The sequence below is a fragment of the Robertkochia flava genome, from assembly GCF_020166515.1.
GTDB classification, from domain to species: domain Bacteria; phylum Bacteroidota; class Bacteroidia; order Flavobacteriales; family Flavobacteriaceae; genus Robertkochia; species Robertkochia flava.
This window is the reverse complement of the sequence record NZ_JAINZT010000007.1, coordinates 208,797-232,824: the sequence shown is the minus strand read 5'-3', so window position 1 is coordinate 232,824 and position 24,028 is coordinate 208,797. Positions and strand designations below refer to the sequence as shown.

Below are 24,028 nucleotides of genomic sequence, written 5' to 3'. Positions count from 1 at the left end.
TTAAGCTTTTTCTTTTAGTTTCTTTCTTCTTTTCTCTGCCCACTCGATAGCGTGCTTGTCCAGTTTTACGGTCAGGTAACGCATGATACGCTCGTCACGTCTGAACTCCAACTCGAATGGTTCAATAGCCTCTCCGGCCACTGTGAATTCAAAAAGATGGTAAAAACCACTTTTTTTGTTCTGGATAGGGTAAGCCAGTTTCTTCAGCCCCCAATCTTCTTTAGCTACAAATTCTGCCCCCTTAGAGTTTAAGAAATCTTCGAACTTCTTAACTGTTTCCTTTACCTGGGTCTCAGATAAAACGGGATTAAGAATGAAAACAGTTTCGTAATGATTCATTGTTTTACGTATTAAAATTTATTTTTTCAAGGGTGCAAAATTAACACTAAATATGATAATAACAAATACTTTGGGATTACTTCTTCATTTTTAGGGTTTTTCAACCTCTTTTCCACTACATTATATCATTTCACAACTTTTTGTTTGCAGCGCTTTTTATTTTTCATTAACATTGTAGTGTTCATAAACCCAACCACTTACCTGAGAAAAATGAGAATGAATTGTATTATTGTCGACGACTCAAGTATCCAAAGAATGTCTGTGGCCCGGTTAATCAGAAACCACCCTATGCTAAACCTAGTTGCTGAGTACAGCAACGCCATTGAAGCCAAGAACGGTCTCAAGAATCAAAAGGTTGAGCTGATATTCTTGGATATCGAGATGCCCGTTGTTAGCGGGTTCGATCTCCTGGAGTCATTAAGTGACCCACCACAGGTAATTTTAATTACCGGTAGTAAAGATTACGCTTTAAGAGCTTTTGACTACGATGTAACTGATTATCTTCACAAACCCATCACTCAAGACAGGTTTGACGCCGCTGTAAAACGGGCCCAGGAGAAGCACAAACTGAAAGTGGCTTCCAAGGAAGACGACGAACACATCTTTGTAAAAAGCAACCTCAAAAAGCGTAAGGTGTTTTTAAATGAGATCAATTGGGTAGAGGCCCTTGGCGACTACATTAAACTGGTAACCGACGAGGCCAATATCGTGATCCTGTCTACCATGAAGTCTTTTGAAAAAGAACTTCCCGCGGACCGATTTCTCAGGATTCACAAATCTTATATTGTGAATCTGGACAAGGTGGAGAAATTTAATTCCAAGACGGTGGAAGTGAATGGAAAGAAGATCCCCTTAAGCCGCAACAAAAAGCAAGAATTGGCGGATGCTTTAAGCAATTAAAAATCTTTGTGCGTATTGATCAATAATTATCTACGTTAAAAATTAATCTTACATTTCTGAAATTGGCAATAGCTTCGTAGCTCTTGCCAATTTTTTTTAGCATAGTCTTGGAAGCTCTGAGGTTTCCGGAAAGCGGAATTTTCACAATTAGATGTTTGTGATACTGATTCCGAATTCTCGCCACCGGTGGGAATTCCGGTCCCAGAACCTCTACAGACGAACCCTTAAATCCACTCCTAAGGGCTCTGGAAAACCACTCCCCAGCTTCATTGACCCTGTTGTAGTCCCGGCCCCTGAACACGATCTTAATCAGCCTGTAAAAGGGAGGATACCTGAATTGTCGCCTCTCGTTTAACTGATCACTCACCATATCCTCGTACCTATTCATCGAAGCCTGTTGCAATACCTGGTGCAGGGGGTCAAAAGTCTGAATGATCACTTTTCCCCGCTCTTTGCTCCTGCCTGCCCGCCCGGCTACCTGCTGCAACAACTGATAGGTTCGCTCATGGGCCCTGAAATCAGGATAATTGAGCAAACTATCTGCCTGCAGCACACCTACCAGTCTTACATTGGCAAAATCAAGACCTTTGGTAACCATTTGTGTTCCTACAAGGATATCAATTTCCCGCTCCTCAAACTTATTAATGATCTTTTCATGGCCGTGTTTCCCCCGGGTAGTATCAGAATCCATTCTTCCTGTTTTTACCTGCGGAAACAGCGCTCTTAACTCCTCTTCGATCTGCTCGGTTCCGAATCCCTTTGTATCCACCTCCGAACTGCCACAGGCCATGCAACTGTGCTGCATGGCAATATGGTACCCGCAATAATGGCATCTTAACTGATTCTTGTACCGATGAAAGGTGAGACTCACATCACAATTGGGACATTGAGGGGAGTGTCCGCAGGTTTGACATTCCAGGATGGGAGCAAATCCTCTTCTGTTCTGAAACAGGATCACCTGCCCCTGTTCTTCAAGACACGCTTCGATCTCTTCCAGTAACCGGTCAGAAAAATGACCTTTCATTCGTTTCTTGCGATGCTTCTCCTTGATATCCACAAGTTCGATATCGGGCATAAGCACGTTACCATGTCTTCGGGTAATCTCTACCAAACCGTATTTTCCCGTTTTTGCATTGTAATAGCTTTCCAGGGCCGGGGTGGCAGACCCAAGTAAAACCTTCGCCCCATGCATCATTCCCAGGACAATAGCCGCATCCCTGGCGTGATACCTCGGGGCAGGATCAAACTGCTTGAAGGAACTTTCATGTTCTTCATCCACAATAATAAGCCCAAGCCTGGAAAAAGGCAAAAGCATCGCTGAGCGCGCGCCTAAAACCACCTGTGCTTTTTCTCCGGCATCCAGGATGTGCTGCCACACCTCGACACGCTCATTGGCGTTATACCTGGAATGGTAAACAGCCACCTGTTCTCCGAAATACATCCTGAGCCTGGATATGAGTTGCGTAGTCAGGGCGATCTCCGGAAGGAGGTAGAGTACCTGCTCGTTCCTTTGCAGTGCGTCCTCTATAAGTTTCACATACACCTCTGTTTTCCCGGAGGCAGTCACCCCGTGAAGCAACACTACATCCTTCGACCTGAAATGATCTTTTATTTCTTCAAGAGCCTGCTCCTGGTATGGGTTTAATTGTTTGGAAGATTCAGTAGTTCCACCATCAAACCCGATACGGTCTTCCTTAAGATAATAATCCTCCAGAATTCCCTTATCAAGCAAGGATTTTACTACAGAAGGAGAAACCCCTGATTTCTCTTCAAGGGTTTTCAAGGCTACCTGTTCCTCTGCCCCGGCCAGCAGCTGAAACAAGGTAAGCACGACTTTTTTCTGCTTGTGGGCGCGATGGAGCGTTTCCAGCAGTGCCTGCAAAGCCTCATCAGAATTGTACGCTTCCTTAAGCTTTACATAGCGCACAAGTTTTGGCTTATATTGCTCAAAAACCTCTTCCTGCACCTTGATAACCCCCTGACTTATGAGTCGTTTTAACACGGGTAAAACATGCTTACGATCTATAATGGATGCGACCTCATGGACCTTGAGCACAGACTGATATTGTAACGCCTCATATACCAGCCAGTCTTCATCCTTCAAAGTTGATTCATCGCCATCAAAGCTGTCATTTCTAACCACCAGGGTTTCACTTTCCAGCAACAATGCCGGAGGAATGGCAGCCCTGAAAACTTCTCCCAGACTACACATATAATAATCTGCGATCCATTCCCAGTGCTTTAGTTGCTCCCCCGTAACCACAGGACCATCGTCCAGAACCTGGTCTATAGGTTTGGCCTCATAACGCACAGGCATTTTCCGGTGCACTTTATACACCAACCCGGTATAGATCTTATTTTTCCCAAAAGGCACGGCAACCCTGAACCCCGGCTTTAGTAAAGTAGCCTGATCTGAGGTGAGTTCATAAGTAAAGGTATGCGCTAAAGGAATCGGAAGGATAACATCGGTATACCAGGAATTCATTTGAACGATAGTGTTTGGGATCAGCGCGGGGGCTGTTCTATAATTTTATTCTGCACGGAACCATTCCTGGGTGCGGAAAAGAAATGCGATGTATCCTCTTACATTCAGCTTATTACTATTATCCTCGTCTACCCAGATCTTACATCGGTATTCCTTACCCTTATTAGGATCGAGAATAGTACCTCCCTCATATACATCATCTTCCTGCTCCAGGCCTTCGATGATCACCATCCCCAATATGGGTTCATCTTTCCTTTCCCCTTCACATTCGGTACACTTGGCATCCTGTTTGTTTTTGTTCAGGATCTCCACGATCTTTCCGTAAATTTTTCCGTTCGCCTCATAGATCTCTACAATAGACTTGGGCTCTCCGGTTTCATCATCAATGGTTCGCCACTTTCCGAACACCGACTGTGAAAACACCTCCGAAGTTCCACCAACAAATAGTAACAGGAATAAAAAACTTGAAAAAATTGTTCTTTTCATGATTGACATTTTTTTTAATTCTTTCGCTTCAAACTTCTCAGGGCAGCATTAAGCTCAAAGCCCAGCAAAAGCAGATTCGAATTTAACCAAATATATAGCATTAAAATAAGTAAGCCCCCGATAGAACCGTACAATTCATTGTAAAGGGCGAAGTTCTCTATGTAAATTCCAAACAGGTAGGTGGTAATCACCAGCAAGACCGTTGTCAGTAAGGCTCCCGGAGAGAAAAACCGGGTCTTTTTACCCTCTGCCGTACCAAAATAATACAGGGTTGCCGTAATTATATAGGAGATAAAAACAAAGAAAAAAGCCTTACCTAACTGGATACCCACCACTCCTCCATCGGTATCTTCGACTTCCACGATCCGGAGATACTGCAAGTAAATAAAAACAACAACCGCGATGAGGATGATAAAAGACAACAACACAGCCACCCCCATGGAAACCAGGTACTGCCTCACCATCTTTCTGTTGATATCCACATGATAAGACGATTCAAATCCATCAAATATGGCATTTATACCATTAGCCATTAAAAAGACAGAAAGGAAGAAAACGGAAGACAGCAAACCACCTCTTTGGTTGTTAACTATATCCTCAATAATATTATCAAAATAATTTACGGTTTTTGGCGGGAGAAGGCTCTCTATCAGATTTAAAAAATCGGCCTGAAAATTATCGATAGGCACATAGGGTAATAGATTAAGAATAAAGAGCAGGAATGGAAATAGTGCCATGAAAAAGCTAAAAGAAATAGCACTGGCCCTGTAGGTTACCGCTCCCTTAACAATACCCCTGATATACATCTCCATCAGGTCAAATAAGGTGAGGCCTTCAAAACCGGGCAACTCGATCCGCTGAAACAGATCAACAACCCAGCTTACCACGGGCAGCTCCAGGAACTTTTCCTCTAGTTTACCCGACATATCAGACTGCTTTTAGACTCAGGTCTATATTATATACGGAATGCGTTAGTGCTCCGGAAGAAATAAACCCAACCCCACACTCTGCATATTTCCTGAGCGTTTGTTCATTAATCCCGCCGGAAGACTCTGTCTGGCAACGGTCTCCAATAAGAGCCACAGCCGTGCGGGTTTCCTCAAAACTGAAATTATCCAGTAAAATTCTGTGCACGCCATCGGAACGTAAAATTTCCCTCACCTCCTCCATGTTTCTGGCCTCCACAATAATTTTCAGGTCTTTATTATTGCGCTTGAGATATTCTTGTGTTTTTGCAATGGCCTGTGTAATTCCGCCGGCAAAATCGATATGATTATCTTTTAACATGATCATGTCATAAAGCGCAAAACGGTGATTCTCCCCTCCCCCTATCTTAACCGCCCATTTTTCAAGAGCTCGTATTCCGGGAGTGGTTTTACGGGTATCGAGAATCCTGGTCTGGGTACCCTCCAATAATTTAACGTACCTGGCGGTCTTGGTTGCAATAGCACTCATGCGCTGCATGGCATTTAATACCAGACGTTCTGCTTTAAGAATGGACTGCGATCTGCCTTCTACATAAAATACTATATCGCCAAACTTGACCTCCTGCCCATCCGTAATCAGGGTTTTCATTACCAGCTCCTTATCAACAGCATAAAAAACCTGCCTTGCAAATTCAACTCCTGCAATAACCCCTTTATCCTTCACCAATAGCTTAGCCACCCCTTTGGCATCATCAGGAATACAGGCCAGCGAACTGTGATCTCCATCTCCTACATCCTCCCTCAGGGCATTAGTGATAATGAGTTCGATTTCCTTTTCAAATTGTTCTTTTGAAATCATACAGGAACTTTTTTGCTAAGTTATTAAAATTTGATGCGAACCTTCCAAAGGTTTCCCACAACTTTTTACCTACAACGAATATGCATTTTTCCTTTATTACTTAATACCTTTGTTACCATGAATATCAAGCTTATTGCCATAGGTAAAACAGACCATCCTGCGCTAAAGGAGATCAAAGAGGTGTACATCAAAAGGCTTGGCCATTACATCAATTTTAGCGAGGTGATCATACCTGATATCAAGAACACACGAAAGCTTACCGAAGAACTGCAAAAAGAAAAGGAAGGACAGCTTATTCTGAAGGAAGTTCAACCCACAGATAAACTGGTACTTCTTGATGAAAAGGGCAAGGAATATACCTCTGAGGGATTCTCCTCCTACCTGCAGAAAGAAATGAACTCCGGATTAAAACAATTGGTATTTGTAATCGGAGGGCCATATGGCTTCTCGGCAGAAGTTTACCAAAAGGCCCAGGGAAAGCTTGCCCTGAGTAAAATGACATTTTCTCACCAGATGGTTCGGGTATTTTTCATAGAACAGCTGTACAGGGCATTTACCATCCTGAGAAACGAACCCTATCATCACCGATAACACCTGCACAAAAACTAAACATATGAAACTGGTATTTGCCACCCACAACTTGAATAAGCTTAAAGAGGTCAAGGCGTTACTGCCAAAGCACATTGAACTGCTAAGCCTGGATGATATCGGATGCACCGAAGAAATTCCGGAGGAGGCGGATACCATTGAAGAAAATGCTATTGGCAAGGCCAATTATGTAAAGAACACCTACGGATACGATTGTTTTGCAGACGACACCGGGCTGGAAGTCACTGCCCTGAACGGGGCCCCCGGGGTATATTCCGCCAGGTATGCCGGAGCCGAGAAGAGCGATCTTAAGAATATAGAAAAACTGCTGAACGAATTGGATGGAAAGAAAGACCGGAGTGCACGTTTTAAAACCGTTATTGCCCTGAACCTGGAAAATGAAAAGATCTTATTCCAGGGGATCGCAGAGGGCACGATCGTTGAAACCCCCCGCGGAGACAGCGGTTTCGGTTACGACCCTGTCTTTAAGCCTTCACAATACGACCAGACCTTTGCCGAATTACCCCTTTCGGAAAAAAACAAGATCTCCCACCGTGCGAAGGCCATGCAACAACTTATAGACTACTTTAAATAGGTGCCAACAATGGAGAATTTAACTTTTTTTAGCTTCACCCCCCCTGCCCTGAACACTATCAGATTCATAACCAACTCATAATCAGTGTAATTTAATTTTGAATTAAACCCCATTATCCATATTTAAAGACTACCTTTGCGGCCAATTTTAAATTACCGTATGAATAAATTCGAACAATTAGGACTGAACGAAGCGCTGTTAAATGCCATAGCCGACATGGGGTTTGTTGACCCCTCAGAAGTACAGGAAAAGGCTATCCCGGTCCTATTAGAGCAGGACACCGACATGGTGGCCCTGGCACAGACCGGAACAGGAAAAACCGCAGCTTTCGGCTTTCCTATGATCCAAAAGATCGATGTTCAAAGCAAGAGGACACAGGGCCTCATACTTTCTCCCACCCGGGAATTATGCCTGCAGATCGCACAGGAACTGAAATTGTATTCCAAATATATGAAGCGGATTAATGTAGCGGCCATCTACGGAGGGGCCAGCATTAGCAGCCAGGCTTCAGAAATCAAAAGAGGGGCACAGATTGTAGTGGCCACTCCAGGGCGTATGAAAGACATGATCAGTCGCGGAATGGTAGACATTACCAACATTGAGTATTGCGTACTTGATGAGGCGGATGAGATGCTTAACATGGGTTTTTACGAGGATATCACAGACATTCTGTCTCACACGCCAGAGGAAAAATCCACCTGGCTCTTCTCTGCTACCATGCCAAAAGAAGTAGCAAGAATCGCAAAGAAATTCATGACTTCCCCGGTTGAAATAACCGTTGGCAGCAAGAATTCCGGCGCTCAAAATGTACAACATGAATATTACCTGGTATCGGGACGTGACCGTTATCCTGCACTGAAACGTCTTGCAGATGCCAATCCGGATATCTTTTCGGTGGTATTTTGCCGAACCAAGAGAGATACGCAGAAGGTGGCCGAAAAACTTATCGAGGATGGCTATAATGCCGGAGCCCTGCACGGAGACCTGAGCCAGAATCAGCGTGATATCGTGATGAAGTCTTTCAGAAACCGACAGATCCAGATGCTTGTTGCCACTGATGTGGCCGCCAGAGGTATCGATGTGGATGATGTAACCCACGTGATCAACTACCAGTTACCCGATGAGACCGAAACGTATACGCACCGAAGCGGACGTACGGGAAGAGCCGGGAAATCCGGGATCTCCATGGTGATCATCACCAAGAGCGAACTTAAAAAGATCAAGTCACTCGAGCGTATCATACAACAGGAATTTGAGCCTAAGAAGATACCCAACGCTGAAGAGATCTGCGAGATCCAACTTTACCATCTTGCCAGTAATATCAAAAACACTACCGTGCACAAAGAAGTTGAGGGCTATCTGCCTGCGGTGATGGATGTTCTGGAAGGACTGGACAGGGAAGAACTCATCAAAAAAATGGTTTCTGTAGAATTCAGCAGATTCGCAAACTACTACAACCGAACCAGTGATCTGGATCAGCCTTCGGCCAATGGTCAAAGCAGCGGAAATGACGGCAGTACAAGATATTTTATCAATGTCGGAGCCAAGGACGGATATGACTGGAAATCCCTGAAAGATTTCCTGAAGGCACAGACCGGACTGGAACGAGATGATGTGTATAAGGTAGATGTTAAGGATAGTTTCTCCTTCTTCAATACCGACACGACCCATGCCGAAGAGATCCTTCAAATTTTCTCTGAATTTAAAATGGACGGTCGCTTTATCAATGTGGAGGTTTCCAGTAACGCCGGTGGCCGCGGAAAAGAACGCAAGAAAAGACGGGAAGGTTCCAGAAGATCAGGAAACAGTTTCGAGAGAAAAAATCCAAAAGGCTTCGGCTCCAAAAATAAAGGAGGGAAACAACGTCAAAAAAAAAGTCGTTGGTAAATTTCCAAAGGGCATAATAACTTAAATTGCTCTTAAACCTCTTTCAGATCTGAAGGAGTTTATTACTTTTAGGCTCCTTAAGAAAGCCTGCACAATGGAAAAATCAAATTGTCTGAAGGCATTTCCATTGGGTATGGCTTTCTTTTTTTATTTTCGTACCAGATCTTACCATCAGCAGCTATGCTAAGCTGAAGCTGCTGAAAGGCGATGAAAGTGTAAACCAGGTTTTAATGAAAAGATATCTTTTTGTATTCGCAATTCTCCTCTTCGGATTAACCACTGCCCAGGAAACAGAGCCGCTTCCGGAAACCCTGAAGGGTAAGGTGGTTAACGCAGAGAATGGCGTACCCCTCAATAATGTTCACATTGTAAACCTGAACCAGGTGGTGGGAACCATCACCAATGAGGGAGGAAATTTCGAGATTTCCGCCCAACCTAACGATACCTTGTATTTCTCTTTTATCGGCTTTAAGACCATTCAAATTCGTGTAACCAACGACATGCTTAAGTTTCAGAACACAGAGGTACAGCTAACCGAGCTTGCCTATGCCCTGGAACAGGTGGTGGTAAGTCCGTTCCAACTTACGGGATACCTGGAGATCGACTCCAAGAACATTCCGGTAAACACCTCAAGACGATACAGCATCTCGGGACTGGACCTCGGATACGAAGCCGGAGATAATAACCCGGGGGCCTTTGCCAAGGCAATGGGATCGATATTTAATCCCGCAGACCTGCTCTACAATCTTTTCGGCAATAAACCCCAGCAAATGAAGAAGCTGCGTAAAATGAAGGAAGATGATGAGATCCGAAATCTTCTCGCTTCCAAGTTTGACCGACAAACCCTGGCAGCATTGCTTCAGGTCGATACCAATGAAATTGAAGACATCCTGAGAAACTGCAGTTATTCCGACAGTTTTATCAAGACGGCAAACGACCTTCAGATCCTCGATGCCATCAGCCAGTGTTACGAAGAATACAAAGTATTAAACCGAAATAATTAGAATAACCCGGCACGTTATTGCCTCATATTTCCAATCTTAATTATGAGCCTCAAGAATTTCGCCCTCTCATTAATCTCCATTCTAAGTTTGAGCTGTAAACCAGAACATAAAAATTCCGTTTCTCCGGAGAAAGAGAAAACCCCATTCTTATGGGAGGCAGCTAACATTTACTTCCTGTTAACCGACCGCTTCAACAACGGAGACCCTTCCAACGACGTTAATTTTGAAAGAACTGAGGAGACAGCAACTCATAGAGGTTTCGAGGGAGGAGATATCAAAGGGATCATTCAGAAACTTGAAGCAGGTTATTTCGAAAAACTCGGCATCAACGCCATTTGGTTTACCCCGGTGGTTGAGCAAATTCACGGGATCGTGGATGAGGGTACCGGACCCACCTATGCCTATCACGGGTATTGGGCCAAGGACTGGACGGCCCTTGACCCGAACTTCGGAACCGAAGAAGACCTGGCCTACCTGATTGAACTTGCTCACAGCAAGGGAATCCGTGTCCTTCTTGACGTAGTGGTGAATCATACCGGCCCCGTTACCGAAAAAGATCCTGTATGGGGATCAGACTGGGTTAGAACCGGCCCTACCTGTAATTTCAAGGACTACGAGGGTACCACAAGCTGTACCCTGGTCGACAATCTTCCGGATATCCTGACCGACAGTAATAAAGAGGTTGCCCTACCCCAATTTCTGACCGACAAATGGAAGCAGGAAGGCAGGTATGAAGAGGAAACAGAAGAGCTCAACGCTTTTTTTGAAGCTACGGGACACCCCAGAGCTCCGCGATTTTACATCATGAAATGGATCACCGATTTTGTTAAAAAATACGGTGTCGATGGGTTCAGGGCCGATACGGTAAAGCATACCGAGGGATATGTTTGGTCGGAGCTCTATGCCATAGCCTCGTCGGCATTTGAGACCTGGAAAAAGAAACATCCGGAATCGGTACTGGACGACACCCCCTTTTACATGGTAGGAGAAGTATACAATTACAACATCTCCTCCGGCAGATGGTTCGATTATGGAGACAGGAAAGTTGACTTTTTTGACCACGGCTTTAAAAGCCTGATCAATTTTGAGTTCAAACACGACGCCAATAAGGACTATGAGGACATTTTTACCAAATATGACTCCCTGTTAAGTACCAAACTTAAAAACAAAAGTGTGCTAAACTATCTCACCTCCCATGATGATGGCGCACCTTTTGATAAAGCGCGAAAAAGAACCTTCGAATCTGCAACCAAGTTATTGCTGAGCCCAGGGGCCTCACAGGTGTATTACGGGGATGAAACTGCGCGTAAATTACAAATTGACGGTGCAAGCGGCGACGCACATCTGCGTTCGTTCATGAACTGGAACGAATTGCAAAACAACAAGGAAGTTCAGAAGCTGCATGCGCACTGGCAAAAACTAGGCACCTTCAGAAGGGATCACCCCGCAGTAGGAGCCGGAAAACATCAAATGATCTCAACAACTCCCTATATCTTTTCAAGAACCCTCAAAACAGATAGTTTCAAGGAAAGAGTAGTCATCGGTCTCGACCTTAAACCGGGGCTGAAAACCCTTACTATTGGGAATGCCTTTGAACAGGGAACTGTTGTTACCGATCACTATTCCGGAAAAAAGGCGAAGGTAGAGCACGGCATGGTTCGCATTGACACCCCTTACACCCTGGTGCTATTGTATTAAGAATCAGGAAGAAGAATGAAGAGCAACCCTGTTGCCTTCCGAATCGATAAACACCCCCATAAAACCATATTCATCTGAGATCATGGTTTTGGGTTGATAAATTTCACCCCCGGCCTTTTCCACTTTGGAAAGGGCCTTTTCTATATCCGGACAACTGAAATAAATGAGCACTCCTTCCTTTGACGGTATGTACGACTCGTGCTGGATCAAGGCTCCGGACGGAGGCGCTCCCTCCCCATCACCGGGAAACCAGCCCATCTTTAACCCATTGATATTGTACAAGTTGATGCTGATCTCCAAAACCGTTTCATAAAATTGTTGTGCCCGTTCCATCTGGGTCACGGGAATCTCAAACCAGGCTACCATAATTATTTTATTTCAAGTTGATTTTTCAGATTTTGGAGACCGTACTCGAAATCCTTCCCGATGGCCTTATCCATATTCATAAATAACATAAAAATGCGGACCGGGAAACCATTCTCTCCTGAAAAGCCCCAGGTCACCCTGCTTCGGTTCTCGTTTACAGAGGTCACCTTAATATAAGCATCCGATTCCGATTTAAAAGGTTTATAAAACCGAAGCCTGGATTCCATGATCTCACCGTCTGAGATCCTGGTAATTTCCTGCTCGCCTTCTCCCACCTGTTTATTCCCTTTCCATGTACTTTTAGCCCCAACTTCTCCGTCTGTACCGAAAAAGGAGGTTTCCATCTCAGGGTCTTTTTCTGCCCAGGGCGACCATTCCTCCTGATTTTTCAAATATTTGATATAGGTAAAAACCTCATCGGCAGGCCTGCGTATGTCAATGCTTCTGCTGACATGATACGTTTTAGGAGCCATAAAATTGAGCACCATGATAAGCAAAGCAATGCCCAACAGGATATAAAACACAATTTCCATACTGGTATTTACTGATTGGTTTACAGTGAATTTACTAAAAAATCCGATTGTTTTCTATACATCCTTCCGGGGAAACCTTTGCAGCACCGATTCGATACTTCTGATCGATTTTTTAGTCCAGTCCAGGCGCTTTTCAAAGAGCTCCTCTTCCTTCAACCTCCAATCGATCCCGGAGGTTCGCAGCCTTGTAGTAATATGCTGAAGAATAATGGCCGCAGAGACTGAAATATTAAGACTCTCCGTAAATCCATACATGGGAATACGAACACGCTGATCTGCCTGCTTGATCACCTCCTGGCTCAACCCCTCTTTTTCCGTTCCGAAAAAGAAGGCAGAAGGGGTATCAATATCCAGGTCAAAAAGGTCACATGTTGCATCATGGGGGGTGGTAGCCACGATCCTGTACCCCTTATCCCGAAGCGCAGCTATACACTCCCGGGTACTGTTATAGCGGTGTACATCCACCCATTTCTGAGCGCCCATGGCAATGTTCTTGTCGAGCCGTTTTCCATACCGCTCCTCTATGACATGGGCATCCTGGATTCCGAAAATATCACAGCTTCTGATTACTGCACTGGTATTATGCACCTGGAATACATCTTCGATGGCCACCGTAAAATAACGGGTACGGTACCGAAGGATCTCTTCAAAGCGCTCCAACCGCTCGGGAGTAACGAAACCTTCAAGATATTGCATCAATTCCTGTGACATAATCGAAAATTTGAGGACTAATCTAAATAATTTTAAATAAATTCAGACTTTTAGCTCAGGCTATACCCTCCATCTTGAAAACACTAAAAAATCAATTTAACCATGCAGAAACTCGTTGTACTAACCGGAGCAGGAGTAAGTGCCGAAAGCGGTCTAAAAACGTTCAGGGATGCCGGAGGACTGTGGGAAGGACATGACGTCATGCAAGTGGCCTCCCCTGAGGGATGGAATGCAGACCAGGAACTCGTTCTGCAATTTTACAATGAAAGGCGCAGGCAGTTAAAAACGGCCTCCCCGAATAAGGCGCACCTTGCCATTGCTGAAGCTGAAGCGCACTACGAGGTGGTCGTGATCACCCAGAACATTGACGACCTCCACGAAAGGGCCGGAAGTTCCAGGGTGATCCATATCCACGGGGAACTCATGAAGGCGCGCAGCTCAGGAAATCCCGATCTGGTGTATGCCTGGGAGGATGATATTAAACCGGGAGACCTTTGTGAAGATAATCATCAGTTACGTCCAGATGTGGTATGGTTTGGAGAACCGGTACCATTAATGGAAGAGGCCATACGTATGGTTATGGATACAGATCACCTGCTCATTGTGGGAACCAGTATGACCGTTTATCCGGCAGCAAGCCTCATGCAATATGCCCCGTCGCACTGCCGGGTATTCTTTGTAGATCCAAAACCCAACCTCGGGCATAGCCTGAGATCGGGTCTTGAGATTATCAGTGAAAATGCAACTACGGGAGTGCCTATTGCACTTGAGCGTCTAACTCGTACTTAGCCCTTAGCATTTTGGCCCAATCGGTTAGTGCCGTAATCTGATCTTCAGACAGCCGGGCTTCTCCGTGCAGCCAGGTATAGGATTCCAACGGCATTTCATGCTCTTCCACCTCCTCTATAAGTTCCTCCATCTTATGCGCTTTCTTCTTAGGAGAATAGGCCATCCATTGGGAAAAATCCAAATGCTCTGTTCCTTCTTCCACATGATCTGCGATCCAGTAAGAAAGCGGTGCCACCTCTGCATACCATGGATATTTGGTATTATTGGAATGACAGTCGTAACACGCATTCTTCAGGGTAAGGGCTATTTCTTCACCGGGATTCTCAGAAACAATAAGATCGGTTTCCGGAACCTGGTCTGAAGTGTTTTTTTCAGGTCTGAAAAACTGCATTCCAATTAAGATAAACAGCAGAATTACCAGGGAAGTCTTAAGTATTTTCATCAGGGATTGTATTTTTAATACGGCTAAAATAATAAATTCTCTTCTGTGGCATCCCGGATTCAGCATCTTTTAGATAAAACCTCAGCCCTGCGAGCGGACAGGGACAGAACTGCACAATATATAGGGTCAAATGCCGAAAGGTATGCTGCACTTTTACAATGTGCATTAGCCAAGGACCCCGAAATTTCGAAAAAAGCCTGCTGGGTGCTTGAAACGGTTATCCTAAACACCCCGGAGCTGCTCAGGACCGACAGGGAAGAATTATTCAGGGTTTTCCAGGAAACAACTGATGCTTCTGCGATACGCCCCCTTGCAAAGATCATCGCTTTCTGGAGCGAATCTTTCCTGTCTAAGGGAACAGAATCTACCCCTACTATTACCAAAGACGAGGCAGACATATTGGTTAGTCTCTGCTTCAACTGGCTGCTGGCAGATCATCCGGTAGCCATAAAGGTTTTCAGCATGGAAGCACTACTGCACCTTGGCAGGGAACAAACATGGGTTCACCGGGAGCTCAAGGACCAACTGGTCAGGATGTATCCAGTTTCCAGTCCCGCATTCAGGGCCCGGGCAAGGAAGATCCTGGGTATTCTGGGATAATTCTCTGTGACAATAACACTATTGCCACCTATTCGGGGCTAACTTATCCAAAAAAACAGGATCTGTTTTAGTTATTTCATGAAACAGGGTTAAATTTGTTGCTTCTAAATAAAACAACATGCAGCTAACTCCGCTAAATGCCATTTCGCCAATAGACGGCAGATACAGAAACAAAGTTGAAGCCCTTTCCGGATATTTTTCTGAAGAAGCCCTTATCCGTTACAGGGTATTGGTAGAGATCGAATATTTCATCGCCCTGTGTGAGCTTCCGCTTCCGCAACTGAAAAGTTTTGACCAGAACAATTTCGGAACCCTTCGAGGGATCTACGAGGATTTCAGCAGTGAAGATGCCGAAGCGGTTAAAGAAATTGAAAAGGTAACCAACCACGATGTAAAGGCTGTTGAATATTTTATAAAGAAAAAGTTTGATACCCTTGGCCTTGAAAAATACAAGGAGTTCATCCATTTCGGGCTCACTTCCCAGGATATTAACAACACCTCCATCCCGCTTTCCATCAAGGAAGCAGTGAATGCCGTTTACCTGCCTTCTCTTATTGAAGTGGTTCAAAAGCTCAGGGAATTGTCTATAGACTGGAAAGACATAGCCATGCTGGCCAGAACACATGGACAACCAGCTTCTCCAACCAGGCTGGGTAAGGAGATCGAAGTTTTCGTCAAACGTATTGAGGAACAATTAAAAGTACTGGAGATCGTACCCCATGCGGCAAAATTTGGCGGAGCAACCGGAAATTACAACGCTCATAAAGTAGCCTACCCCAATACCGACTGGAGAAAGTTTGGAGAAGATTTCGTGGAAGACAAATTAGGGCTTACCCACTCCTTCCCAACCACCCAGATCGAACATTACGATCATATGGCGGCCTTGTTCGACGCCATGAAAAGGATCAACACCATTCTGATTGATCTGGACCGGGATATCTGGACCTATATTTCCATGGATTATTTCAAGCAAAAGATAAAAAAAGGCGAGGTAGGTTCCTCTGCCATGCCGCATAAGGTAAACCCTATTGATTTTGAAAATTCGGAAGGAAACCTGGGGATCGCCAATGCCATCTTTGAGCATCTTTCCTCTAAACTCCCTATATCCAGAATGCAGCGTGACCTTACCGACAGTACGGTTTTAAGAAATGTCGGCGTTCCTTTCGGACACACCATAATCGGTTTAAAAGCTACCCTGAAGGGACTGAGCAAGTTATTGCTCAATAAAGAAAAATTTGAACTGGACCTTGATAATAACTGGGCCGTGGTAGCCGAGGCCATCCAAACTATTCTCAGAAGGGAAGCCTACCCTAATCCTTATGAAGCCCTCAAAGGGTTAACACGGACCAATACAAAGATCAACCAGAACAGTATAGCAGAATTTATAGATACGCTGGATGTTTCTGAAGCTATCAAAGAGGAGCTCAAGCAGATAACACCTTCAAATTACACCGGAATTTAATTTTGGATACACAAAAAAAAAGCGCTGAGAAGATCTCAGCGCTTTTTTTATGATGATTGATGAATGTCAGCAATTGCTGTTATTTATTGAAAAAGCCTTTTAACGGTTCCAGTCCGTTTTCATCCAGGTTTCCCTTCTGAATGACTTCCATCAATTGCATGATGTTTTCCGGACGCATATCTTCTCCAAGAACCCTGACCAGGGCAAAGCCCATTTCGTCATCATTCCCGTAAAGGATCACCTCATCAATACTTTCTTCATCTCCAAGGATTTTAACCACTCCTCTGGAATTCCCTGTATTGATACGCATTAGCTCTTCATAGACGTCATTTTTAAGGATCTGGCTCACCTTTTCCTTTTCTCCGTCAAACTCCGATTTGTTTTCCTCGGTTAACCTGAAGGCCAGCACATTGAATTTTTTCAAAGATTCATATGCCGACTTCTGCTCAGGAGTCATGTCTATTTCCGACACTTTAAGAATACTAGCCGGGATATCGACACTTATAAAATTCGGGTTCTCCGCATTATCCACATAGTACTGTTGCAAGGAAGGCGAAGTATTACACGAATACAACGCAAATGCAGCAACGAACAGTGCTATAAAATTTCTGATGGTTTTCATAATATGGTATTTCAATTAACCCGACACCCCTTGAAAGGGTGTCAGGTTTTGGATTTATTTATTGGTCTTTTTCTGCTCTGCTTTTCCAAGCTGATCTCCTCCCGGGAGGTCCATCTTATCTGTAAGCTTGGATATCTGGGTAAGGTCGATGTTTCCTGTAAGGGAAAGCAGTACGGTTTCGAGCTTTTTCCCATTCACCTCTACATCCTGCTCATCGATTCCGGTTACGAACATCAACAGCTCTCTAACGTGATTGGCGTCCTTACCTTCTTTTACATAGAACTTTACATTGGTATCTCCATCTCTCACCCGCATCAGCTCTTCCATGGAAGACGACTTCAGGTGGTCGGTTACCCACTTACTGATGTCATTGGAGATACTCTCCTTGTCGGTGGTGAGTACTTTAAAGCTTTCTATGCTTTTTACCAGGTTAAAGAATTCCTGGGCTTCAGGGTCTTCGGCATTTACACTCATCTTTGCCAGCAACTGAAACATTTTGGGCTGCATAGTTACAAATGACACATCTCCACTGTTCTCATACTTATCAAAGATCGTCTGTGAGAAACCGGTAAAGGGTAATACCGCTAAGGCTAAAATTAAGATTAACTTTTTCATGATTGTTTTTGAATTTTACTCGTTCACTAAAAATTTATTGGTAGTCTTTTCAAATTCCTTCAGGTAGGCTACTCCTTCGGTACCCTTATTGAAGTTCTTTGAAAACATGGCCAGGGCCATTTGAGCCGATTCGATCTCTTCAGGGGTATACTCCTCTTCAAGAGAAGCAAACTGATCTGTAGAAGATGTCAAAGGCTGTTGATTGAAATAAACGCCAACCAACAAAACTGCTACCGCCGCTACGGATACCCATCGCAAATAATAAGATGTATTTCTTCCAGGTTTTAATGGGACCTCTTTGGTATACCTTTCTTGTTTGGCAACTTTAAAGTACTGGAACATGGGCCTGTAGGACTCCAGGTGTGCAGGGATATCTTCTTGTAAAAAGTATTCCTGAAGTCTGGCTTCCTCAGCCACGGTGGTCTCTGCCTCGAGATACCTTTCCAGTAATTTTTCTATATTTTTAACCGATTCCATAGTTGTGTTTTTTTATAAGTTCTTCTCTTACCGCTTTTCTTGCTCTTGACAAGGCCACCCTTATGGCGGTGGGCTTCATATCGAGCATCTCCGCGATCTCATCGTATTCGTATTGTTCCACATCCCTCAGTTGCAACACCATTCGCTGTTGTTCCGGAAGGGTATTCAGTATCCTGGTCATCCAGTTCAGACTGTCTTTAACCTCGATCTGTCGCTGTAAGGAGGTATTCTCATCCGTGTAATTACTGTGCACCAGTTTCAGGTTACCGGCCTGTTTTGATTTCAACCTGTCAAGACAATAATTTTTAGTCATTGTCATGGCAAAAGCTTCCACGTTGTTATAGGAGGCAATCTTTTCATTATTACTCCACAATTTCATCAGGATCTCCTGGGTGGCATCTTCCGCTTCTTCCGTTGAAACCAACAAACGTTTAGCCAGTCTGAAAAGCTTATCCTTAAAAGGAGTCACAATATTTAAAAATTCACTCTGTCGCATTTGTTTTGGTTGGTTTCAAAACCTGCTTAATAACGGCTTTGTACTAGGAAGACGAAGCAGGTTACATTTTGTTACAAGAAATTTTATATTTAGTAAAATGTAAGTAATATTGTGAATCTTGCACTAAAAGGAAAGATCAGATAAAAAAACTATGAAGAATTACTTAAAAAAATTAACATTAGTAACCCTTTCGGTCCTGGCCATTGGATGTAGTAGCGACGATGTTGAAGTAACCCAGGATAATCCTGCAGATGTATCAGCCCTGGAACCCGAAAACGAGATCAGCGATTTTGTATGGAAAGCCATGAACAACTGGTATTTTTGGCAGTCCAGTGTTAACAGCCTGGCAGACACCAGGGATGACGACCGGGAGGCCTATGTGAATTACCTCAATGGTTTCAGCTCTCCTGAGAGTCTTTTCAATTCTCTGAAATTCGGCGCCGACGATTTCTCATGGTATATTGATGATATCGACACCCAGTTGAATGCATTCAGAGGCATCACCACTTCCTATGGTATTGAGATCTCCACCCTGGTTCGTTATAATGACGGAATATATGCTATTGTAGCCTACACCGTTCCTGGATCACCAGCTGCCGATGCCGGCATTTCAAGGGGAGACCTCATCTATAAGGTTGACGGAGAAGTCATGAACGACAGCAATTACCGTATCATAAACAAGTTATTCCAACAGCAAACTATTTCTCTTGGTTTAGGAACCATAGAAAATGGCGCTTTCACTGCAAAACCCGAAGATGTAACTATTTCTTCGATCCAGCTTAGCGAAAACCCGGTTCATTACTCCAGTGTGATCGAAGAGGCCGGAAAGAAAATCGGGTACCTGGTCTACAATGGCTTCAGAGGAACCTATCACAGCGAGCTCAACGCGGTATTCGGGGAGTTCAAAGCTGCAGGCATCGACGAGCTTATTCTGGACCTAAGATACAATGGTGGAGGAAGTGTGCTCACCTCTGCTCTATTAGGAAGTATGATCGATGGAAGTCAGCCTGCCCTGCAGTCCAATGCCATCTTCGCAGACCTGCGATATAATGAAAAGAGAAATCCGGAAAACGGATTGGAGTTCCCTTTCTTTGATGAGGTATACCTTTACGATAAAATCACCGGGAGTTACCTGGAAGGCCAGGAAGAACCCATGAACCGTCTTGACAACCTTTCGAGACTGATAGTGCTTACCACCTCAAGAACGGCCTCTGCCAGCGAACTTATCATTAACGGATTGCGCGGTGTAGGAATGGAAGTGGTTACTGTTGGAGACAAAACCACAGGAAAAAATGAAGCTTCCATTACCTTGGTGGATGCCCCGGATACGAACCCGGAAGAGGCCTGGACCGATGTAGAAAACCGGAACCCCGGTCATAATGTAGGGCTTCAGCCCATTGTGAGCAGGACTTTTAACGGACAGGGACAGAGTAACTATGGAGATGGCTTCCCGCCAGATGTGGAATTCCTTGAATACAGCAACCTGGAAGGGATAAAACCCTTTGGGGATCCTAACGACCAGCAGTTAAGAACCGCACTTAATTACATCACAGGGCTTAGTGCGAAGTCTGCCGCCTTAGACTCCGGCACAGCAGCCTTTAAGGTGGCAACACCTCAGGAGAGGCCTTTCCAAAAGGAAATGTACATTTTACCAGGAGAGCTCACTCCCTTTAAAAATTTAAAATAAAAAGCATTCAAACAAGCGCCCCTTTCCAGGGGCGTTTTTTTTGTATTTTAGATATCACTAAAACCTCAAACCATGAAAAAAAAGGCTCCCTACCTTTTGACACTTATAGTTCTTTTTCTGGTTGCCTGTACAGATCAGGACGACAACATTTTTGTTCCCGACCCAAGCCTCGAAATTCAGGACTTCATCTGGAAGGGACTTAACCTTTATTATTTCTGGCAGGATGATGTTGCCGACCTTCAGGATAACAGGTTCAGTACCCAGGCCGCCTATGAAGAATTCCTGGGGAACTATACAGACCCGGCAGATCTTTTTTACGCCCTCTTGTCTCCGGAAGATCGCTTTAGCTATATCACAGACAATTACATAGAACTTCAGGATGCCAGAGAAGGAAACTTCGATTCTAACGGGATGGCCTTCGGGCTCATCGGGTATAGCAGCAACAACAAAGTGAATGGCTATGTGAGGTATGTTCTCGAAGGATCTGATGCAGACCTGAAGGGTATTAAACGGGGAGACTTGTTCACAGGCGTTAACGGTACTTCCCTGGACCGGGATAACTACTTCGACCTGCTTTACGGTCCGGCCTCCGGCCAGTACACCCTGAATATGGCTTCTTTGGACGCCTCCGGCGCATTTATCCCCAATGGCAATAGTGTTGAACTCATAAAATCTCCTATAACAGAAAACCCTGTTTTCATTTCCAGGGTGCTGGACCTTAACAATGGCAGCAGGGTTGGCTACCTGATGTATAATCGATTCACAGCGAACTTTGACCCGGAACTCAACGCAGCGGTGGGGCAGTTACGCGCTTCGGGGATCACTGATCTAATCCTGGACCTGAGGTATAACCCGGGAGGTTCGGTAAATTCGGCGGCTAACCTGGCCAGTATGATCACCGGTCAATTCGGCAATCAGTTATTCACCAAACTACGCTACAACAGTAAACTGGAAGCTATTTTAGGACAATCTACTACCGATTACAATTTCAGGAGCACCATTTCAGGAAATTCCATAAATCACCTAAGACTTGACAGGGTGTTCGTTATTACCACTCAGAGCACTGCTTCTGCGAGTGAACTCATTATTAACGGCCTGGACCCCTATATAGCAGTCATACAGGTAGGAGATACCACCACAGGAAAGAACGAGGCTTCGGTAACCCTTTACGATTCTCCATCCTTTCGCTTTGACGATGAAGGCCTTAATCCCAATCATACCTGGGCAATGCAGCCGCTGATCTCGAGAAATGAAAATGCAGATGGCTTTTCTGACTATACCGCAGGGTTCACACCTGAGGTTTCCATAAAGGAAGATTACGGAAATCTTGGCGAACTGGGGAATCCCGAAGAACCATTACTCAGGAGTGCGCTCGCGCAGATAGATCCGTCTTACGCCGCCAAATTGCTCCCGGGAACACCCATTCCGGGATCAGAAATTCCGGGCAGCGGTTGGAACACCATATTAAAAGACAATATGTACCAGGAGCTGCCCCAATAAAACAAAAAGCCTGTCTTTGCAGACAGGCTTTTATATTTTACCGTAAACGTTATAACATCACTTTGATACCTGCTGTAATATTGCGCCCCCGAGTTGGGTAACCAATGAGCTCACGGTAATCCTCATTAAATATATTATTTACACTGAGTGTGGCCCTCAAATGCGAATTAAAACCATGGGATACCCCGAGATCAACCACATTAAATGCTTTTAACACTTCATTTTCAAATGTTGCGAAATTGATATCCTCCCTTTCTCCTGTAAACTGATAATGAAGGTCAATGGAAGTCGAACTTGCCAACACGTAGTTAAGGTTAGCATTGATCTTGTGCCTGGGAATTCTCAGAGCCTGACGTCCCCGGATCTCTGTAAAGGTATAATTCCCGTTAAGTAAAAGGGTCTTGCTAATGTTCGATTTAAATTCGAGCTCTACCCCCTCTACCCTGAACGATTCATCCACGTTATAATACTCCCCTTCAAAAGTATCAAAGTCGATCGTACGGTAATCAATAAAATTCTTTTCCGACCGGTTGAAATACAAAGCGCTAACCCTGAAAAAACCTGCCTTATACTCCACACCTGCCTCAAAGGTTTGATTCTCTTCCGGTTCCAGGTCTGGGTTGGCACCAAAAGCCCCGTACAATTGGGATAAGGTAGGGGCTATAAAAGAACTGGCGTATGACGACATGAACTTCAGGTAATCCTCCTCAAACCGAATGGTATAACTGGGGTTAAAACTATAGGTAAAATTGGACCCGTAAGTACTGTGATTGTTCCATCGAACCCCGGTATTCAAATGGAACCCGAAATCTGATACATAAACCACATTGGCATAGGGGTCGTTTATAGAAAAGCTTTCATACATCCCCAGCCCAAGATCGGCCTTACTGCTAATATGGTTAAACCCGAGAATGGTATAGAAGCGTTCATTGAGTATGTACTTGTGATAGATGTCTGCCACCAGGTTTTCGGCCTTATATGACGATGGAAAAGCACTTTGAAAATCCCTGTCGATGGCGTAATAGGAAGCATTCATAAAAATCTGTCCTTTACCATAGTTATACTCCGGGGACAATTGGATTCTTCGCTGCCGGCTTTCCGAAAAATAATCGGCGTCTTCCAAAGGGAAAGCGCTGTCAAAATCGGCCTTGAAATCATCATAGGAAGCCCCCAGTTTTACCTTAAACTTTTCGGAAAACCGGTATCCCAGCTGCACCCGTGAATTCAGGCGCTCGAAAGGATCCCTTTCATCCCCTTCTACCGAAGACAGCCCGTCGGTATAACTATGACCCAGGGCAACAGTGTAATCCAGGTTTCCCAGAACTCCCCCGAGGCTCAGATTGTTGTTAAAATCACGTAATCCATAATTCTGGTCTTCACTGTTCTGGTTTGTCCCTATTGCAGAATTCAGGGTAGCAGCGAGTTTTCTTTGGGTTTCCTTCCTGGTGGAGATGCGGATCACCGCGGTTGCAGCAGCATTCCCATAAAGTGTACTGGCTGCCCCTTTAATGATCTCTACAGATTCTACCTGGGATACATCTATTAAACGCAGATCGTAATCTCCGGAGATCTGGGAAGGATCGTTCATCTGTATGCCGTCTACCATGATAAGTACCTGTCGGTTACTTCCTCCACGGATATAATAATTCAGGTTTTGACCAGCATTGCTCCTGCTCCCGTTAATCTCTATACCGCTGTAATTATTGATGATGGAAGCCAGAGAATTTCCGGGTTGTTTTTCCAGGTCCTCCCTGGTAATACTGATGACCGTTTTACCCGATTGTTCTCGTTTCAGTGCAAAGCGGCTGTCACTTACAACGACCTCCTCGAGGTCAAGCACTTTGTCCTTTTGAACACTAGTTTCCTTTTGCTGTGCCGTCAATGAAACGGCAGAGAGCACGCACAGGCTTAAAAGCCAGGTTTGCTTTTTCATTAAATTGGTTTAAAAAGGGAAAAAAGTA

25 protein-coding genes are annotated in these 24,028 nt (G+C 44.5%); 11 read left to right on the top strand and 14 right to left on the bottom strand.

Features of this window, described 5'->3' with window-relative positions; genetic code table 11:
* Complete coding sequence (gene rpsF / locus K7R11_RS12245) at nt 1-339, bottom strand: 30S ribosomal protein S6 (protein ID WP_224491032.1); 339 nt, start codon at nt 337-339, stop codon at nt 1-3.
* Nucleotides 340-549: 210 nt separating this feature from the next.
* On the opposite strand from rpsF, the gene K7R11_RS12240 reads away from it, so the two are divergent.
* Nucleotides 550-1,239 carry a LytR/AlgR family response regulator transcription factor gene (locus K7R11_RS12240; protein ID WP_224491031.1) on the top strand — a complete coding sequence of 230 codons (690 nt, stop codon included), beginning with the start codon at nt 550-552 and terminating at the stop codon, nt 1,237-1,239.
* A 19-nt stretch (nt 1,240-1,258) separates the two neighbouring features.
* Here the strand turns inward: K7R11_RS12240 and priA are convergent, their stop codons facing one another.
* From priA to nadC, 4 genes are read right to left on the bottom strand one after another with little or no spacing between them, the layout of a single operon-like run.
* Entirely contained in the window at nt 1,259-3,724 is a 2,466-nt protein-coding gene (priA, locus tag K7R11_RS12235) for a replication restart helicase PriA (protein WP_224491030.1), read from the bottom strand.
* Nucleotides 3,725-3,769: 45 nt separating this feature from the next.
* Nucleotides 3,770-4,210, bottom strand: coding sequence for a DUF2147 domain-containing protein (locus tag K7R11_RS12230; protein WP_224491029.1), 441 nt, complete (start codon nt 4,208-4,210; stop codon nt 3,770-3,772).
* A 14-nt stretch (nt 4,211-4,224) separates the two neighbouring features.
* Entirely contained in the window at nt 4,225-5,136 is a 912-nt protein-coding gene (locus tag K7R11_RS12225; RefSeq protein WP_224491028.1) for a YihY/virulence factor BrkB family protein, read from the bottom strand.
* 1 nt (nt 5,137) lies between these two features.
* On the bottom strand, nt 5,138-5,995 hold the full coding sequence (nadC, locus tag K7R11_RS12220; protein WP_224491027.1) for a carboxylating nicotinate-nucleotide diphosphorylase: 858 nt from the start codon (nt 5,993-5,995) through the stop codon (nt 5,138-5,140).
* 117 nt (nt 5,996-6,112) lie between these two features.
* On the opposite strand from nadC, the gene rlmH reads away from it, so the two are divergent.
* The 5 genes from rlmH (at nt 6,113) to K7R11_RS12195 (ending at nt 11,767) form a co-directional block, all read left to right on the top strand.
* Nucleotides 6,113-6,586 carry a 23S rRNA (pseudouridine(1915)-N(3))-methyltransferase RlmH gene (rlmH, locus tag K7R11_RS12215; protein ID WP_224491026.1) on the top strand — a complete coding sequence of 158 codons (474 nt, stop codon included), beginning with the start codon at nt 6,113-6,115 and terminating at the stop codon, nt 6,584-6,586.
* 22 nt (nt 6,587-6,608) lie between these two features.
* Nucleotides 6,609-7,178 (top strand): non-canonical purine NTP diphosphatase, encoded by a 570-nt coding sequence (locus K7R11_RS12210; RefSeq protein ID WP_224491025.1) that lies wholly within the window; start codon nt 6,609-6,611, stop codon nt 7,176-7,178.
* A 159-nt stretch (nt 7,179-7,337) separates the two neighbouring features.
* The gene (locus K7R11_RS12205; RefSeq protein ID WP_224491024.1) at nt 7,338-9,065 is read left to right on the top strand and encodes a DEAD/DEAH box helicase; all 1,728 of its coding nucleotides are present in this window, start codon (nt 7,338-7,340) and stop codon (nt 9,063-9,065) included.
* A gap of 230 nt (nt 9,066-9,295) precedes the next feature.
* Nucleotides 9,296-10,069, top strand: coding sequence for a carboxypeptidase-like regulatory domain-containing protein (locus K7R11_RS12200; protein WP_224491023.1), 774 nt, complete (start codon nt 9,296-9,298; stop codon nt 10,067-10,069).
* 42 nt (nt 10,070-10,111) lie between these two features.
* Complete coding sequence (locus K7R11_RS12195; RefSeq protein WP_224491022.1) at nt 10,112-11,767, top strand: alpha-amylase family glycosyl hydrolase; 1,656 nt, start codon at nt 10,112-10,114, stop codon at nt 11,765-11,767.
* 3 nt (nt 11,768-11,770) lie between these two features.
* Here K7R11_RS12195 and K7R11_RS12190 read toward each other — a convergent pair whose 3' ends face one another.
* The 3 genes from K7R11_RS12190 to K7R11_RS12180 are packed head-to-tail and all read right to left on the bottom strand — an operon-like array spanning nt 11,771 to nt 13,377.
* Entirely contained in the window at nt 11,771-12,133 is a 363-nt protein-coding gene (locus K7R11_RS12190; RefSeq protein WP_224491021.1) for a VOC family protein, read from the bottom strand.
* Nucleotides 12,134-12,135: 2 nt separating this feature from the next.
* Nucleotides 12,136-12,666 (bottom strand): SRPBCC family protein, encoded by a 531-nt coding sequence (locus K7R11_RS12185; RefSeq protein ID WP_224491020.1) that lies wholly within the window; start codon nt 12,664-12,666, stop codon nt 12,136-12,138.
* A gap of 54 nt (nt 12,667-12,720) precedes the next feature.
* The gene (locus K7R11_RS12180; protein WP_224491019.1) at nt 12,721-13,377 is read right to left on the bottom strand and encodes a TrmH family RNA methyltransferase; all 657 of its coding nucleotides are present in this window, start codon (nt 13,375-13,377) and stop codon (nt 12,721-12,723) included.
* 102 nt (nt 13,378-13,479) lie between these two features.
* Between K7R11_RS12180 and K7R11_RS12175 the strand changes: the two genes are divergently transcribed.
* Complete coding sequence (locus K7R11_RS12175) at nt 13,480-14,166, top strand: SIR2 family NAD-dependent protein deacylase (RefSeq protein WP_224491018.1); 687 nt, start codon at nt 13,480-13,482, stop codon at nt 14,164-14,166.
* Here the strand turns inward: K7R11_RS12175 and K7R11_RS12170 are convergent.
* Complete coding sequence (locus K7R11_RS12170; protein WP_224491017.1) at nt 14,135-14,608, bottom strand: heme-binding domain-containing protein; 474 nt, start codon at nt 14,606-14,608, stop codon at nt 14,135-14,137. The two genes, K7R11_RS12175 and K7R11_RS12170, sit on opposite strands and share 32 nt — an antisense overlap.
* Nucleotides 14,609-14,653: 45 nt before the next feature.
* On the opposite strand from K7R11_RS12170, the gene K7R11_RS12165 reads away from it, so the two are divergent.
* On the top strand, nt 14,654-15,208 hold the full coding sequence (locus tag K7R11_RS12165; RefSeq protein ID WP_224491016.1) for a hypothetical protein: 555 nt from the start codon (nt 14,654-14,656) through the stop codon (nt 15,206-15,208).
* 118 nt (nt 15,209-15,326) lie between these two features.
* Nucleotides 15,327-16,670 carry an adenylosuccinate lyase gene (gene purB / locus K7R11_RS12160; RefSeq protein WP_224491015.1) on the top strand — a complete coding sequence of 448 codons (1,344 nt, stop codon included), beginning with the start codon at nt 15,327-15,329 and terminating at the stop codon, nt 16,668-16,670.
* 79 nt (nt 16,671-16,749) lie between these two features.
* On the opposite strand, the gene K7R11_RS12155 is transcribed toward purB, so the two are convergent.
* The 4 genes from K7R11_RS12155 to K7R11_RS12140 are packed head-to-tail and all read right to left on the bottom strand — an operon-like array spanning nt 16,750 to nt 18,880.
* A complete protein-coding gene (locus K7R11_RS12155) occupies nt 16,750-17,292 on the bottom strand; it encodes a DUF4252 domain-containing protein (RefSeq protein ID WP_224491014.1) in 543 nt (180 codons plus the stop codon).
* Between the two features lie 54 nt (nt 17,293-17,346).
* The gene (locus tag K7R11_RS12150; RefSeq protein WP_224491013.1) at nt 17,347-17,907 is read right to left on the bottom strand and encodes a DUF4252 domain-containing protein; all 561 of its coding nucleotides are present in this window, start codon (nt 17,905-17,907) and stop codon (nt 17,347-17,349) included.
* Nucleotides 17,908-17,922: 15 nt separating this feature from the next.
* Nucleotides 17,923-18,384 carry a hypothetical protein gene (locus tag K7R11_RS12145; RefSeq protein ID WP_224491012.1) on the bottom strand — a complete coding sequence of 154 codons (462 nt, stop codon included), beginning with the start codon at nt 18,382-18,384 and terminating at the stop codon, nt 17,923-17,925.
* Complete coding sequence (locus K7R11_RS12140; protein ID WP_224491011.1) at nt 18,371-18,880, bottom strand: RNA polymerase sigma factor; 510 nt, start codon at nt 18,878-18,880, stop codon at nt 18,371-18,373. The genes K7R11_RS12145 and K7R11_RS12140 overlap by 14 nt, the downstream gene beginning before the upstream one ends.
* Nucleotides 18,881-19,031: 151 nt before the next feature.
* On the opposite strand from K7R11_RS12140, the gene K7R11_RS12135 reads away from it, so the two are divergent.
* Both K7R11_RS12135 and K7R11_RS12130 read left to right on the top strand, forming a co-directional pair.
* Nucleotides 19,032-20,567 (top strand): S41 family peptidase, encoded by a 1,536-nt coding sequence (locus K7R11_RS12135; RefSeq protein WP_224491010.1) that lies wholly within the window; start codon nt 19,032-19,034, stop codon nt 20,565-20,567.
* 72 nt (nt 20,568-20,639) lie between these two features.
* A complete protein-coding gene (locus tag K7R11_RS12130) occupies nt 20,640-22,067 on the top strand; it encodes a S41 family peptidase (protein WP_224491009.1) in 1,428 nt (475 codons plus the stop codon).
* A 49-nt stretch (nt 22,068-22,116) separates the two neighbouring features.
* Here the strand turns inward: K7R11_RS12130 and K7R11_RS12125 are convergent, their stop codons facing one another.
* Nucleotides 22,117-24,000: a TonB-dependent receptor plug domain-containing protein gene (locus K7R11_RS12125; protein ID WP_224491008.1), complete on the bottom strand. Its 1,884-nt coding sequence runs from the start codon at nt 23,998-24,000 to the stop codon at nt 22,117-22,119.
* Between the last annotated feature and the right edge of the window lie 28 nt (nt 24,001-24,028).

Coding starts and splice junctions, on each gene's coding strand:
- rpsF (WP_224491032.1), bottom strand. CDS start 339: ATGAATCATTACGAAACTGTTTTCATTCTTAATCCCGTTTTATCTGAG.
- K7R11_RS12240 (WP_224491031.1), top strand. CDS start 550: ATGAGAATGAATTGTATTATTGTCGACGACTCAAGTATCCAAAGAATG.
- priA (WP_224491030.1), bottom strand. CDS start 3,724: ATGAATTCCTGGTATACCGATGTTATCCTTCCGATTCCTTTAGCGCAT.
- K7R11_RS12230 (WP_224491029.1), bottom strand. CDS start 4,210: ATGAAAAGAACAATTTTTTCAAGTTTTTTATTCCTGTTACTATTTGTT.
- K7R11_RS12225 (WP_224491028.1), bottom strand. CDS start 5,136: ATGTCGGGTAAACTAGAGGAAAAGTTCCTGGAGCTGCCCGTGGTAAGC.
- nadC (WP_224491027.1), bottom strand. CDS start 5,995: ATGATTTCAAAAGAACAATTTGAAAAGGAAATCGAACTCATTATCACT.
- rlmH (WP_224491026.1), top strand. CDS start 6,113: ATGAATATCAAGCTTATTGCCATAGGTAAAACAGACCATCCTGCGCTA.
- K7R11_RS12210 (WP_224491025.1), top strand. CDS start 6,609: ATGAAACTGGTATTTGCCACCCACAACTTGAATAAGCTTAAAGAGGTC.
- K7R11_RS12205 (WP_224491024.1), top strand. CDS start 7,338: ATGAATAAATTCGAACAATTAGGACTGAACGAAGCGCTGTTAAATGCC.
- K7R11_RS12200 (WP_224491023.1), top strand. CDS start 9,296: ATGAAAAGATATCTTTTTGTATTCGCAATTCTCCTCTTCGGATTAACC.
- K7R11_RS12195 (WP_224491022.1), top strand. CDS start 10,112: ATGAGCCTCAAGAATTTCGCCCTCTCATTAATCTCCATTCTAAGTTTG.
- K7R11_RS12190 (WP_224491021.1), bottom strand. CDS start 12,133: ATGGTAGCCTGGTTTGAGATTCCCGTGACCCAGATGGAACGGGCACAA.
- K7R11_RS12185 (WP_224491020.1), bottom strand. CDS start 12,666: ATGGAAATTGTGTTTTATATCCTGTTGGGCATTGCTTTGCTTATCATG.
- K7R11_RS12180 (WP_224491019.1), bottom strand. CDS start 13,377: ATGTCACAGGAATTGATGCAATATCTTGAAGGTTTCGTTACTCCCGAG.
- K7R11_RS12175 (WP_224491018.1), top strand. CDS start 13,480: ATGCAGAAACTCGTTGTACTAACCGGAGCAGGAGTAAGTGCCGAAAGC.
- K7R11_RS12170 (WP_224491017.1), bottom strand. CDS start 14,608: ATGAAAATACTTAAGACTTCCCTGGTAATTCTGCTGTTTATCTTAATT.
- purB (WP_224491015.1), top strand. CDS start 15,327: ATGCAGCTAACTCCGCTAAATGCCATTTCGCCAATAGACGGCAGATAC.
- K7R11_RS12155 (WP_224491014.1), bottom strand. CDS start 17,292: ATGAAAACCATCAGAAATTTTATAGCACTGTTCGTTGCTGCATTTGCG.
- K7R11_RS12150 (WP_224491013.1), bottom strand. CDS start 17,907: ATGAAAAAGTTAATCTTAATTTTAGCCTTAGCGGTATTACCCTTTACC.
- K7R11_RS12145 (WP_224491012.1), bottom strand. CDS start 18,384: ATGGAATCGGTTAAAAATATAGAAAAATTACTGGAAAGGTATCTCGAG.
- K7R11_RS12140 (WP_224491011.1), bottom strand. CDS start 18,880: ATGCGACAGAGTGAATTTTTAAATATTGTGACTCCTTTTAAGGATAAG.
- K7R11_RS12135 (WP_224491010.1), top strand. CDS start 19,032: ATGAAGAATTACTTAAAAAAATTAACATTAGTAACCCTTTCGGTCCTG.
- K7R11_RS12130 (WP_224491009.1), top strand. CDS start 20,640: ATGAAAAAAAAGGCTCCCTACCTTTTGACACTTATAGTTCTTTTTCTG.
- K7R11_RS12125 (WP_224491008.1), bottom strand. CDS start 24,000: ATGAAAAAGCAAACCTGGCTTTTAAGCCTGTGCGTGCTCTCTGCCGTT.